The following is an 11,718-nucleotide window of genomic DNA, read 5'->3' on the forward strand; positions in this document are numbered from 1 at the left end:
TTATGGTGCGTGGTGTCGGGACGTAGACAGAGTCGACCGGCGGTTTCCCCAACAGCGTTGGAGCACCCCATGACACACTACCGGTATCCCCGCGCGCAGGACCATCTGCCGCTGATCCTCCTCGTCCCCGGCGCTCCGCTTGCCGAAGGGCACTGGATGAACCGCTGGGCCGGGTGGAGCGAGCATTGCCGCGTGCTGGAACTCGGCCTCTGGGACGAGCCGCACCGCAACACTTGGGTCAACAAGCTCAATCTCGCCATCCGCCGCGCCGACCGCCCGGTGGTGATCGTCACCGACGATATCGCCGCGCTGGCGCTGGCCTGGTGGGTCGAGTTCGAAGGCGTCGGCCCGGAAAATCCGGTGCTCGGGGCCATCGTCGTCAATCCGCCGAATATGGACCTGCCCGGCGCCGACCGCCGCCTCTCCCGCTTCGGTGCCTGCCCGCGCCAGACGCTGCCGTTCACCTCGTTCATGGTCGGAGACCTCGACGCGCCCGCGTCGTTGCAGCGCTCGCTGATCCGGCTGGCCAAGGACTGGGGCTCGTCCCCGGTCTGCGACGACACGCGCGGAGACTGGGCCGGGGGCTGGATGATGCTGCAGGACCTGCTGGGCGAAGTGCCTGCGGCTTCGGTGTCGCCGGCCTGGAGCTATGATGAGAATCTCGCTGTGCGGAAGGCCTTGCGGCAGTGGGCGGGGATTTGAAGAGAAGAGGAAGTTCTGGGGGATGATCCCCCAGACCCTCGGAATGCCATCGTCGCGCGCTGACTATCCGTAGTGCGCTCCTTGCGGCGCAGCCATTAATGTCTTCCGACGCAAGGCGCGCGCCAACGGCTCGGTAGTGCACAACGCCGACAGTAACGGGGTGCAGGGGCGATGGCCCCTGCGTCTTTCCCTTAGTTCTTCTCGCGCTCCACGAACCACTCCAGCAACGCCCCCATGCAGTCCTTGCCGAGCTGCGCCGAACGTTCGGGGCTCCAGCCCTGGCGCGGGTCATCGGCGTCGTCGTGGTCCTTGAACGGCATTTCCAGCGTCATCGACACCGCGCCGAAGCGTTCGGCCAGCTGGTTGGTCGACATCGCCAGGTTGCCCTTGCCGGGCTGCGAGAGACCGTAGCCGAGCTTGGTCTGGAAGTCCGGCGAGCGGCGGTCGAGGATCGCGGTATAGCGGTCGTAGCCCTGCTTCTGTTCGGCCGTGAGCGAGGGGATGCCTTCGAACCCGGCCATGAACACGGCGGGGATGGCTTCGTCGCCGTGGATGTCCATGGCGAAGTCCACGCCGGTTTCGTCCATGGCGGCCAGGATCGCCAGGACTTCGGGCGATTTCTCGGCGCTGGGGGTGGCCCATTCGCGGTTGAGGTTCACGCCTGCCGCATTGGTGCGCAGGTGTCCGCGCGCCGAGCCGTCCGGGTTCATGTTGGGCACGACGTGGAAGGTGCAGCGCTTGCGCAGTTCGCGGCCCACCGAATCGGCGGGATCGGCCAGCACTTCGAGCGCGCCTTCCATCCACCATTCGGCCATCGATTCGCCGGGGTGCTGGCGGGCGTAGAGCCAGACTTGCGCCTCGCCGTCGCCGATCGACAGGCAATCGAGCGGGCGGCCGTCGAGCGTGGTGCCGAGCAGGCGGTATTCCACGTCCTCCACGCCTGCGAGCGAGGAGACGAGGTCGTGGTGGCGCTCCATCGAATAGGGCGCGAAATAGGCGAACCAGGCCAGTTCGCCTTCGGGGGTGTGGCGGATGGTGAGGGTGCCGCCGTCCTTGCCGCCGTCCCAGGTGGTGTCGGTACGGCCCCAGAACTGGCGGTCTTCCGAGGCGCAGGCGCGGTAGCCGGGCCAGCCCATCGGATAGGCCGAACCGTTGAGGCCGGTGATCTTCAGGGTCAGTTCCTGCCCGGCGATGGACTGGCCGGGCGCCGCGCTGACGCGGAAGTGGAACCACTGGAAGAAGTCCGAATCGTGGTCGCGCCGGATCGCGAGACGGGCCGTGGTGCCGTCAACGGAGAGGACTTCGATGTTGCCGGAATCGAAAGCGGAGGAAATCTGGATGCTGGTCATTTCACGACGATAGTTTCGCCCGACTTGCCGGGGAAGCCCCTGAACAGAGCTTCGGCCATTTTTGCGGCGCCGAGCGAGGTCTGCGCCATCGGCGACTTCGAGCCGACGGTGAAGGCGGCGCGGCCTTCCCAGAGGGTGCGGCCTTCGGGGCGTTCCTTGATCATGACCTGCAAACGGGTTTCGATCTGGTCCTGCGGCTTGCCCGCGAGGTTGATCCCCAGCCCAAGGCCCAGGCCGGAACCGTAGCTGCCTGTGCTGCCGCCCACGCCGACCGAGACCGGGCTGCGTTCGCGTCCGGGCTGGTAGACCTGCCGCTCGATCGAAAGCACCGCGACCTGGGTATCGCGCACGGTTTCGCCGGGAAGGGCCTGACGGTAGCCGACTTTCGCCAGTTCCTGCGCGACGGCAGCGGCGTAAGTGCGGAATTCGAGGCTGGAGGCGTCCTGCGGGTTGGCCGGATCGACACGGATCACGCCGCGCCCGAGCGCCGGGGCGTCCGGCGCGCTGAACCGGGTCACTTCCACCGGCCCGACTTGCGCCGCGCAGCCGCCGAGAACGAGGCTGCCCGCGAGGCAGAGGGCCGTGAGAGCGAGGGGTATCGGGCGGGTCATGTCAGGCTCTCCGGAAGGTAACTATCTACACGATAAACCTTATTGCGTGGTCCGGCCAGACCGTCTGCCTGCACCTCAGCCCTGGGGCGCTTCCAGGCCGACCGGATCGGCCTTGGGGAAGCCGTCGAAGAGCGCCGACGCGAGCTTTCCGGCAATACGATAGTCGGGCCACTTGTCGTCGCCTTCGCGGGTGGCGATCGTGGCATAGCCTTCCCACAGCACCTTGCCGCTGGTCTTGTCGACGATCCGCGTATCGAGGCGGGTGCCGATCAGGGCGGTGCGGGGCTTGGTGAGATCGACGTTCACGGCCAGACCGTAGGCCGATCCGCGATTGCTGACGCCCATCGCGGCGGTACCGCTGACCGGGCTGCGCTTTTCCTCGGCGGGCGTGAGGACCTGGCGGCTGATCTTGAGTTCGGCGACCTGGCCGCCCTTGTCGTCCTTGTGCTGGGTGTCGTAGCCGGCGCCGACGAGCGCCTCGACGATGGCGGCTTCGTAGGCGGCGCGCTCGGCGCCGGGTACCCACTGGCCTTCACCCGAATCGGACTGGACCGCGACGATTCCCTTGCCGAGCTGACCAGCTTCGGGACCCTGCGCCACGAATCGGCTGACTTCGACTCGGCCCTCGCGCGAATCCTGCGTGCGATTGCGCGAGGAAATAGGGGAGCCGACGGGGCCGCCCATCAGCGGATCGTCCCAGGAATTGCCCCAGCCACCATAACCGCCGCCCCAGGGCGAACCCCAGCCGGGTCGGGCTTCGAGAGCGGGTGCGACAAGGAGGGCTCCGGTGATGCCGGTGGCGAGAATCGCGGCTTTTAGCGTTTTCATGGTGTTCCGGGTCCGAAGAATCGATTGTCGAAGAATCAGTTGGGTCGCACCCGAACCTGAGTTATGAGCCGCTGCGATTGCCCGTGGATGAACGGGAAAAGCACGGGTCAGGCCACGAGAAATGGCCTCTTGTGCTTGACTTTGCAAGCCGTGACCCGTAACGGCGCCACTTCAATTTTCAGGCGGCCAGCCCTTCCGGGCCCACCGCCGGACCACGCAGACGAGACAAGACATGAAGATTCGCAACAGCCTGAAGTCGCTCAAGGGTCGTCACCGGGACAACCGCGTGATCCGCCGTCGCGGCCGTACCTACGTCATCAACAAGACCAACCGTCGCTTCAAGGCCCGCCAGGGCTGATTCGTCTGCCTGTCCCCGCTATCTGGCGGGGATTTCTAGGCGGACGGGCGATTACGTCTGATGACATAAGGCCCCCGCCATTCGCGGGGGTCTTGTCATGTCTGCTCTTCACGCAAATCATCCGGTGGATGCTGTCGTCTTCGACGTGGGACGCGTCCTCGTCGAATGGGACATGCGGCTGCTGTTCGCCAAGCTGATTCCGGAAGCGGAGCGGCTCGACTGGTTCTGCTCGACCGTCATCACCGAAGAGTGGCACTTCCAGCATGACGCCGGGCGCGATCTGGCGGAACTGGTCGCCGAGCGGAAAGCGGAATTCCCCGGCAACGACCTGCTGATCGACGCCTACGCGACGCGTTTCCTGGAAACGATTCCCGGCAATGTGCCCGGCACTCATGAGATCGTGCGCGGGCTTGCGGCAGGCGGCGTGCCGCTTTTCGCGATCACCAACTTCGCCAGCCCGTTCTGGCGGGAATATCGCGCCACCGAGCCGCTGTTCGACCTCTTCGGCGATATCGTCGTGTCCGGTGACGAGAAGCTGGCCAAGCCCGATGCCCGCATCTTCGACCTTGCCGCGCGCCGCTTCGGCCATGCCCCGCAGGCGATGCTGTTCATCGACGACAACGCCGCGAACATCGCCTCCGCCCGCGATCTCGGCTGGCAGGTGCATCACTTCCACGGCGCGGATGCCTTGCGGGCCGATCTGAGCGCGCGGGGGCTGCTCGATTAGCCAACCGCACTTAGCACTTGCAGCAGGGCGAAACCCTGCCGGGATTGCCCAAAACCTCTCGTAGCCGACCAAATCGGTCCGATTTCCGCCGATCCGCGCAGGAATTTTTCTTTCGCAGTTGCAGCGTAGCCGCTTGGCAAGTCCGATTCCATGTTGCATCACATGGACAAACGGGAGTCACAATGACGGCTGCGGGCAGAACCAACTACGACGAAATGCTCAACGAGGACGGGTCGGTGAGGCCTGCCTACGCAGACTTCAGGAACTGGTACGACTCGCAGGACAAGGCCTGGCTGAAACGCCAGGATGCCGAGGCCGAACGCTTCTTCCGCCGCATCGGCATCACCTTCAACGTCTATGGCAACGAGGCCGCCGAAGAGCGCCTCATCCCCTTCGACATGATCCCCCGCATCATCACCGCGCGCGAGTGGCGAAAGCTCACCCGGGGCATCGAGCAGCGGGTGCGGGCGCTGAATGCCTTCCTCCAGGACCTCTATCACCGGCAGGAGATCATCCGTTCGGGCCGCCTGCCGATCGGCGCCCTGCGCGATAACGAGGCCTTCCTTAGCCAGATGATCGGCATGACGCCGCCGGGTGGCGTCTATACCCATATCGTCGGCATCGATCTCGTCCGCACCGGGCCGGAAGAGTTCATGGTGCTGGAAGACAACGCCCGCACGCCTTCCGGCGTCTCGTACATGCTCGAGAACCGCGAGACGATGATGGCGATGTTCCCGGAACTGTTCACGAAGATCCCGGTGCGGCCGGTCTCGGACTATCCGCGCCGTCTCGCCCGCTCGCTGCGGGCCTGCGCGCCGCCCGCCTTCAAGGGTTCCGGACGCCCGACGGTGGCGGTGCTGACGCCGGGCATCTACAACTCGGCCTATTTCGAACATGCCTTCCTGGCCGACCAGATGGGTGCGGAACTGGTGGAGGGCAGCGACCTGCGCGTGGTCGACGGCCGCGTCGCCATGCGGACGACCACCGGCTTCAAGGCGATCGACGTGATCTATCGCCGGGTCGACGACGACTATCTCGATCCGCTCAGCTTCCAGCCCGATTCGGTGCTGGGCGTGGCGGGGATCATGGACGTCTACCGTTCGGGCGGGGTCACCATCGCCAACGCGCCCGGCACCGGCATCGCCGACGACAAGGCGATCTACAGCTACATGCCCGAGATCGTCGAATTCTACACGGGCGAGAAGCCGATCCTCTCGAACGTGCCGACCTGGCGCTGTTCGGAGCCGGATGCGCTGGCCTATGTGCTCGACAACCTGTCGGAACTGGTGGTGAAGGAAGTCCACGGCTCGGGCGGCTACGGCATGCTGATCGGGCCGACCTCCTCGAAGAAGGAACTTGCCGATTTCGAGGCCAAGCTGCGGGCGAGGCCGGACAACTACATCGCCCAGCCGACGCTTTCGCTCTCCACGGTGCCGATCTTCACCAAGGAAGGCCTGGCGCCGCGCCATGTGGACCTGCGGCCTTTCGTACTGGTCTCGCCCGAAGGCATCGACATCACGCCCGGCGGCCTGACCCGCGTGGCGCTCAAGAAAGGATCGCTGGTGGTGAATTCGTCGCAGGGGGGCGGCACCAAGGATTCCTGGGTGTTGGACGAATGAGGGGTGTTGGACGAGTGAGGGCGCGCTGATGCTGGGACGGGCCGCCAACGGCGTATACTGGATGAGCCGCTATCTTGAACGCGCGGAGAACACCGCGCGGCTGATCGACGTGGGCTTCCACCTCGCGCTGACGCGGGGCAACAAGCATTCGCAGGACGAGGAATGGAAATCGGTCCTGACCACCACCGGGCAGGTCGACGACTATTGCCGCACGCATGGTGAGTTCACCGGGCCGCAGGTGTTCAATTTCCTCCTGCGCGACAGGGACAATCCCGGTTCCGTCCTCGCCATGGTCGAGAACGCGCGGACCAATGCCCGCATGGTGCGCAACAGCCTGACCAATGCGGTCTGGGAAACCACCAACGAAGGCTGGATGCACCTCTGCGACCTGCTTTCCAAGCCGGTGCGGGAAACCAACCTGGGCGAAGTGCTGACAACGATCCGCCGCACCGGGACCCTGGTGCGCGGGGCGCTGGAAGGCACGATGCTGCGCAACGAAGTGTTCAACTTCGCGCGCATCGGCACCTTCATCGAACGGGCCGACAGCACCGCGCGCATCCTCGACGTGAAGTATTACGTGCTGCTGCCCTCGGCGGCCTGGGTCGGGTCCAGCCTCGACAATGTGCAGTGGGACACGCTGCTGCGCTCGGTGGCGGGGAACCGCGCCTATTCCTGGCTCAATGCCGGGGCGATGGATTCGCGCGGGATCGCCCGGTTCCTGATCCTCGATGGGCAGTTCCCGCGCAGCCTGGTGTTCTGCTACGACAAGATCCGCAGCAACATGGCCGGTCTCGCCAAGGAGTACGGCGGGGAAACGCCCGCGCACGACCTCCTGCGGGCCACCGGCAAGGCCCTGCACGAAACCTCGATCGAGGCGATCTTCGACATGGGCCTGCACGAGTTCCTGCAGGACTTCATCGGCAAGACGAGCAGCCTCGGCAATGCCATCGCCGCCGATTACCGCTTCATCGAATAGAGGACGGCTTTCCCATGCTGCTGACCGTCAGCCACACCCCCCGATATGCCTTCGCCGATCCGGTCGCGCATGGCTTGCAGCGGCTGCGGCTGCGGCCCAAGACCACCCACGGCCAGGAGGTGCTCGACTGGCGCATGGACCTGAGCGGCGCCCGTCTCGAAGCGGAATACGACGACCAGCACCATAACCACACGGCGCTCGTCTCGATCGAGCCGGGGACTACCGAAGTCACCGTCACTTGTACGGGCACGGTGCGCACCATGGACAACAACGGCATTACCGGCGCCCATGCCGGACATACGCCGCTTTGGTGTTTCCTGCGCCAGACTCCACTGACCCGCGCGGACCATCGCGTGCGTGCGTTGCTGGCCTCGGTCGATGCCGATCGGTCGGACATGCTGGGCTTCCTCCACGCGCTGTCGGCCGCAGTCGCCGCCCGTGTCGAATATGCGCCGGGCACGACGGATGTGGGAACCACGGCGGAACAGGCGCTGGCGGCGGGGCAGGGGGTTTGCCAGGACCACGCCCATGTCTTCATCAGCGCCGGGCGCCTGCTCGATATTCCGATGCGCTACGTCGGCGGCTATCTGCGCATGAACGACCGGGTGGAGCAGGAAGCCGGGCATGGCTGGGCAGAGGCGCATGTGCAGGGCCTCGGCTGGGTCGGTTTCGACGTCTCCAACGCGATCTGCCCGGACGAGCGCTACATCCGGGTCGCCAGCGGCTGCGACTATGCGGAAGCCGCGCCGGTAACGGGCGTGGCGACGGGGGCGGGGGAAACCCGGCTGGACGTGCATTTGTCCGTGGACGAGAACCTGCTAGGACAGCAGCAACAGCAGTCCGCAGGCGGCGGACAGCAGCAGATGCAAGGCGGCTGAAAAGGCCGCAGCCCCGCGAAAGGTCGCGCGGGGTAAAGGATTTCAGGGGTTACTGGTTCCATGACCTATTGCGTGGGCATGATGCTGGATCGCGGGCTCGTGCTGATGAGCGACACCCGCACCAATTCGGGCGTCGACAATATCTCGACCTTCCGGAAGATGTACCACTGGGAAATCCCCGGCGAGCGCATCATCACCCTGATGACGGCGGGCAACCTCGCCACCACCCAGGCCGTCGTCAGCCAGCTTGAGGAACGCAACAAGGCGCCGGCCGAACGGCACAACACCCTGCTCGAAGCGCCGACGATGTTCCAGGTGGCCACGGTCGTCGGCAACCTGCTCCAGGACATCATCAGCGAACGCGCGAGCGACAACGGCCAGAGCGCGGCTTCCGGCACCTTCAGCGCCTCGATGATCGTGGCGGGCCAGATCAAGGGCATGGAGCCGCGCCTGTTCCTGATCTACCCCGAAGGCAACTTCATCGAAGCCAGCTTCGATACGCCCTTCTTCCAGATCGGCGAGACCAAGTACGGCCGCCCGATCCTGATCCGTGGCTACGACCCGGAGATGAGCTTCGAGGAAGCGGTGAAACTGCTCTGCGTTTCCTTCGATTCGACGGTGAAGGCGAACCTCTCGGTCGGCCTGCCTCTGGATTTGCTGGTGCTGGAGCAGGACCGCTTCACACCGCTGCACGAACGGCGGATCGAGGCGGGCGATCCCTATTTCCAGTCGATCTCGGATGGTTGGGGAGAGGCGCTGCGGCAGGCTCTGGATGCCTTGCCGGATTATACGATGAAGAGTTCGAAGTAAGAGGAAGTCCTGGGGGATGATCCCCCAGACCCTCGGAATGTCTACCTTGCGCGCTACCTATCCGGTGTGCGCTCCTTGCGGCGCAGCCAATAAGTCTCCCGACGCAAGGGGCGCGCCAACGGATAGAGCAGGGCGCGACATCGACAGTAACGGGGTGCAGGGGCGATGGCCCCTGCTTATTCCTTGTTCTTCAAATCAATCTTCCAACGCCGTGAACCGGAAATCGCGGAACGTCGCCTCGCCCGGCCCGGCGGCGTAGAGGCCGGGGCGCAGCATCAGGAAGCCGCCGCGCACGTTGTGGTGATAGCCGGAGACTTCCATGCCCCGGTCGAAGCGTTTCCACGTCTTCCCGCCGTCGCCCGAGGTATGGAAGGCGACGATGTGGCGGCGGTTGGTCAGCCGCATCTTCATGCGGCGGCCGTGCGGGTTGGCCGGGCGGCCGCGTTCGATGCCGTATTGGTGGGTGACGAAGCGGGTCTCGTCGAAGCCGAGGCCTGCGTAGAGCTTGTCATCGTAGAACAGCACCAGGCCTGCGGTGCCGCCCGGCGCCAGTTCGATGTCGCATTCGAACTGATAGCTGGTGTCTCCCGCGATCAGCAGCAGCGGCGATCCGCTCGACGGGGCGAGGCCTTTGCCCGCGAAATGAAGCGCGCCGTCAGACACGCGGAGGCGGCGGGTCTCGTCCGGCGCAGGGCGGAAGAACGACCATTTGGAACCGAGCGCCAGCGGTGCGGAGAAGTTATCCGAAAGCGGCATGCCGTGCGGCACCGGTTTGGACACTTTCGGCACGGGCAGGGGCTGGGAGAGGTCGCCGCCGGTCATGTGAAACCAGCCGTCGTCGGTCCACGCGATGGTGTCGAGCAGGCATTGGCGGCCGAGCGTCCAGTAGCCGTTCTCGAAGCCGTGGTAGAGGGTGTACCATCGCTTGTCCGGCCCTTCGACCAGCGAGGCATGGCCGCGCGACCACCAGGCCTCGGACTGGTTTTCGGTGCGGACCAGCGGATTGCCGGGGTGCTGTTCCCATGGCCCGTGGATCGAGCGGGCCCGGGCGGCGATCACCATGTGGCCGGTCGGCGGACCGGCGGTGCCGCCCACGGCGGTGAGCATGTAGAACCACTCGCCATGGCGATGGATCTTCGGGCCTTCGGGCGAGAAGCCCTCGACGTCCCAGTCGTCCGGATAGTGCCAGGGATCGTAGACGTGTTCGACCTTGCCCGCCAGCGAGAGGCCGTCGTCGGAGAGGCGCACGCGGTCTCCGCCCGAAAGGAACAGCCAGCGGGAGCCGTCTTCGCCCACGGCATGGCAGGGGTCGATATGGTCGTGCAGGCCCAGCGGCTTCGGGTCGCTCCAGGGGCCGTCGATGTGATCGGCCCAGATCACGTAGATCTCGTTGGGTTCAGCCTTGACCGGGATGTAGAGGAAGTAGCGGTCTTTGTACTTTTCGAGGCTGACTGCCCAGACCGAGCCGATATTGCGGGTGAGCGCCGGTTTGCGCGGCTGCCAGTTCACCAGGTCGCGGCTGTGCCAGATGGTGAGGCCGGGGTAGGAATCGAAGCTGGAGAAGGTGAGGTAATAGTCCTCACCGTCCTTCAGCACCGCCGGGTCGGGCCGGTCTCCGGAGAGCACCGGGTTGAGCATCGTGCCGTTTCCGAGATCGGAAATGCGCTGTCCGTCGAAACCGCGCCGCCATTTGCGGACGGGAGCCGGGGCGGGGGATGGAGGAGGTGTCCCCGCTCCCGGCTCCCTTGCGGCAGCTTCTCCCCCCGCGAGAGCAGGTGCCGCAAGGCCGATGCCGCCAAGCAGGGCGGTCTTGAGTGCATCGCGTCGATCGAAGGTCATTCTGTTTGTGCGTCCTTTCAACCAAGACCGACCGAGCGCGCCCAGGCGCGCCAGAGTTCGGGCCATGCCTCCACGGGTTTGCCGATCGTGCCGCGCAGGCCGAAGCCGTGGCCGCCCTGCGCGAAGAGGTGGGTTTCCACCGGAATGCCCTGTGCTTTCAGCGCGGCGCGCAGGCGCAGGGTGTTATCGACCGGGACGGCCGGGTCGTCCTCGGCATGAAGCAGGAAATGCGGCGGTGCGTCCTTGGGGACGGTGCGGTCGGGCGAATGGGCAGCTTCGATGTCCGCCGTGGGCGCGGGGCCGAGCAGCAGGTCGCGCGATCCGGCATGGGCGATAGCGGGGTCCATCGAGACCACCGGATAGACCGGCGCCGCGCAAAATGGGCGGGCGAAGAGTTTGTCGGCCGCGTCGACCGGTGCGTAGACTTTCGCGTCGAAGCGGGTGGAGAGGCAGGAGCAGACATGGCCCCCCGCCGAAAAGCCCATGGCGGCGACGCGCTCGGGCTGCACGCCGTAGTCTTTCGCGCGGAGGCGGATCAGGCGCATGGCGCGCTGGGCGTCTGCCAGCGGCACGTCCGGTTGATTTGCCCAGCCTTCGCCCGGCAGGCGGTAGAACAGGACGAAGGCGGTGAACCCGCGCGCGGCCAGCCAGCGGGCCATTTCGTAGCCCTCCTTGTCGATCACGACGAGGCGGTAGCCGCCGCCCGGCGCGATGAGCACGGCGGCGCCGTTGGGGCGGTCCGGCCGGAACACGACCAGACGCGGGCGGGTGATGCCAGTGACGGAACGGTCGTTGACCTGCGCCGTGGTGGAGCGTTCGGTGACGGTCTCGACCGGGGGCTTGGCGGGCAGGCCCGGTGCGCCTTTCGGCCAGAGGTCGATGGTCTCCGCCGGTTCCGGAAGGCCTGCGGGCGCCGCCTTGGCGCTGTCGAAAGGCGGAGCGGTCTGCGCGGCGGCTCTGCTGGATATCAGCCCGGATACAAGGGAAGCCGCCATGAACGATCGGCGGTCGATGGTCATGG

The 11,718-nt window shown here is 65.9% G+C and carries 12 protein-coding genes; 7 read left to right on the forward strand and 5 right to left on the reverse strand.

Annotated elements, in window-relative coordinates; all coding sequences use genetic code 11:
• The first annotated feature begins 69 nt into the window (after positions 1–69).
• Positions 70–702: an RBBP9/YdeN family alpha/beta hydrolase gene (locus V7066_RS12500; protein WP_334183368.1), complete on the forward strand. Its 633-nt coding sequence runs from the start codon at positions 70–72 to the stop codon at positions 700–702.
• 191 nt (positions 703–893) lie between these two features.
• Here the strand turns inward: V7066_RS12500 and V7066_RS12505 are convergent, their stop codons facing one another.
• From V7066_RS12505 to V7066_RS12515, 3 genes are all read right to left on the reverse strand, one after another.
• The gene (locus V7066_RS12505) at positions 894–2,051 is read right to left on the reverse strand and encodes a M14 family metallopeptidase (RefSeq protein WP_334183369.1); all 1,158 of its coding nucleotides are present in this window, start codon (positions 2,049–2,051) and stop codon (positions 894–896) included.
• Positions 2,048–2,662 carry a DUF4136 domain-containing protein gene (locus tag V7066_RS12510; RefSeq protein WP_334183370.1) on the reverse strand — a complete coding sequence of 205 codons (615 nt, stop codon included), beginning with the start codon at positions 2,660–2,662 and terminating at the stop codon, positions 2,048–2,050. Before V7066_RS12510 ends, V7066_RS12505 begins: the two co-directional genes overlap by 4 nt.
• Before the next feature lie 75 nt (positions 2,663–2,737).
• Entirely contained in the window at positions 2,738–3,490 is a 753-nt protein-coding gene (locus V7066_RS12515; protein WP_334183371.1) for a hypothetical protein, read from the reverse strand.
• A 232-nt stretch (positions 3,491–3,722) separates the two neighbouring features.
• Here V7066_RS12515 and ykgO point away from each other — a divergent pair, with 232 nt between their 5' ends.
• From ykgO to V7066_RS12545, 6 genes are all read left to right on the forward strand, one after another.
• Positions 3,723–3,848, forward strand: coding sequence for a type B 50S ribosomal protein L36 (gene ykgO, locus V7066_RS12520; RefSeq protein WP_004210176.1), 126 nt, complete (start codon positions 3,723–3,725; stop codon positions 3,846–3,848).
• A gap of 97 nt (positions 3,849–3,945) precedes the next feature.
• A complete protein-coding gene (locus V7066_RS12525) occupies positions 3,946–4,575 on the forward strand; it encodes an HAD-IA family hydrolase (protein WP_334183372.1) in 630 nt (209 codons plus the stop codon).
• A 182-nt stretch (positions 4,576–4,757) separates the two neighbouring features.
• On the forward strand, positions 4,758–6,194 hold the full coding sequence (locus tag V7066_RS12530; RefSeq protein ID WP_334183373.1) for a circularly permuted type 2 ATP-grasp protein: 1,437 nt from the start codon (positions 4,758–4,760) through the stop codon (positions 6,192–6,194).
• Positions 6,195–6,222: 28 nt separating this feature from the next.
• Positions 6,223–7,170, forward strand: a complete 948-nt coding sequence (locus tag V7066_RS12535) for an alpha-E domain-containing protein (protein ID WP_334183374.1) — start codon at positions 6,223–6,225, stop codon at positions 7,168–7,170.
• A 14-nt stretch (positions 7,171–7,184) separates the two neighbouring features.
• The gene (locus V7066_RS12540; protein WP_334183375.1) at positions 7,185–8,048 is read left to right on the forward strand and encodes a transglutaminase family protein; all 864 of its coding nucleotides are present in this window, start codon (positions 7,185–7,187) and stop codon (positions 8,046–8,048) included.
• Between the two features lie 60 nt (positions 8,049–8,108).
• Positions 8,109–8,858, forward strand: coding sequence for a proteasome-type protease (locus tag V7066_RS12545; RefSeq protein WP_334183376.1), 750 nt, complete (start codon positions 8,109–8,111; stop codon positions 8,856–8,858).
• Positions 8,859–9,053: 195 nt separating this feature from the next.
• Here the strand turns inward: V7066_RS12545 and V7066_RS12550 are convergent, their stop codons facing one another.
• Both V7066_RS12550 and V7066_RS12555 read right to left on the reverse strand, forming a co-directional pair.
• Positions 9,054–10,697: a family 43 glycosylhydrolase gene (locus V7066_RS12550; RefSeq protein WP_334183377.1), complete on the reverse strand. Its 1,644-nt coding sequence runs from the start codon at positions 10,695–10,697 to the stop codon at positions 9,054–9,056.
• A gap of 17 nt (positions 10,698–10,714) precedes the next feature.
• Positions 10,715–11,716: an alpha/beta hydrolase gene (locus tag V7066_RS12555; protein WP_334183378.1), complete on the reverse strand. Its 1,002-nt coding sequence runs from the start codon at positions 11,714–11,716 to the stop codon at positions 10,715–10,717.
• Between the last annotated feature and the right edge of the window lie 2 nt (positions 11,717–11,718).

Origin of the sequence: Novosphingobium sp. (genome assembly GCF_036820275.1) — a bacterium.
Lineage (GTDB): Bacteria > Pseudomonadota > Alphaproteobacteria > Sphingomonadales > Sphingomonadaceae > Novosphingobium.

What these genes read in the sequence shown, in the direction of transcription:
- V7066_RS12500 (WP_334183368.1), top strand. Translation starts at nt 70, where the DNA reads ATGACACACTACCGGTATCCCCGCGCGCAGGACCATCTGCCGCTGATC.
- V7066_RS12505 (WP_334183369.1), bottom strand. Translation starts at nt 2,051, where the DNA reads ATGACCAGCATCCAGATTTCCTCCGCTTTCGATTCCGGCAACATCGAA.
- V7066_RS12510 (WP_334183370.1), bottom strand. Translation starts at nt 2,662, where the DNA reads ATGACCCGCCCGATACCCCTCGCTCTCACGGCCCTCTGCCTCGCGGGC.
- V7066_RS12515 (WP_334183371.1), bottom strand. Translation starts at nt 3,490, where the DNA reads ATGAAAACGCTAAAAGCCGCGATTCTCGCCACCGGCATCACCGGAGCC.
- ykgO (WP_004210176.1), top strand. Translation starts at nt 3,723, where the DNA reads ATGAAGATTCGCAACAGCCTGAAGTCGCTCAAGGGTCGTCACCGGGAC.
- V7066_RS12525 (WP_334183372.1), top strand. Translation starts at nt 3,946, where the DNA reads ATGTCTGCTCTTCACGCAAATCATCCGGTGGATGCTGTCGTCTTCGAC.
- V7066_RS12530 (WP_334183373.1), top strand. Translation starts at nt 4,758, where the DNA reads ATGACGGCTGCGGGCAGAACCAACTACGACGAAATGCTCAACGAGGAC.
- V7066_RS12535 (WP_334183374.1), top strand. Translation starts at nt 6,223, where the DNA reads ATGCTGGGACGGGCCGCCAACGGCGTATACTGGATGAGCCGCTATCTT.
- V7066_RS12540 (WP_334183375.1), top strand. Translation starts at nt 7,185, where the DNA reads ATGCTGCTGACCGTCAGCCACACCCCCCGATATGCCTTCGCCGATCCG.
- V7066_RS12545 (WP_334183376.1), top strand. Translation starts at nt 8,109, where the DNA reads ATGACCTATTGCGTGGGCATGATGCTGGATCGCGGGCTCGTGCTGATG.
- V7066_RS12550 (WP_334183377.1), bottom strand. Translation starts at nt 10,697, where the DNA reads ATGACCTTCGATCGACGCGATGCACTCAAGACCGCCCTGCTTGGCGGC.
- V7066_RS12555 (WP_334183378.1), bottom strand. Translation starts at nt 11,716, where the DNA reads ATGACCATCGACCGCCGATCGTTCATGGCGGCTTCCCTTGTATCCGGG.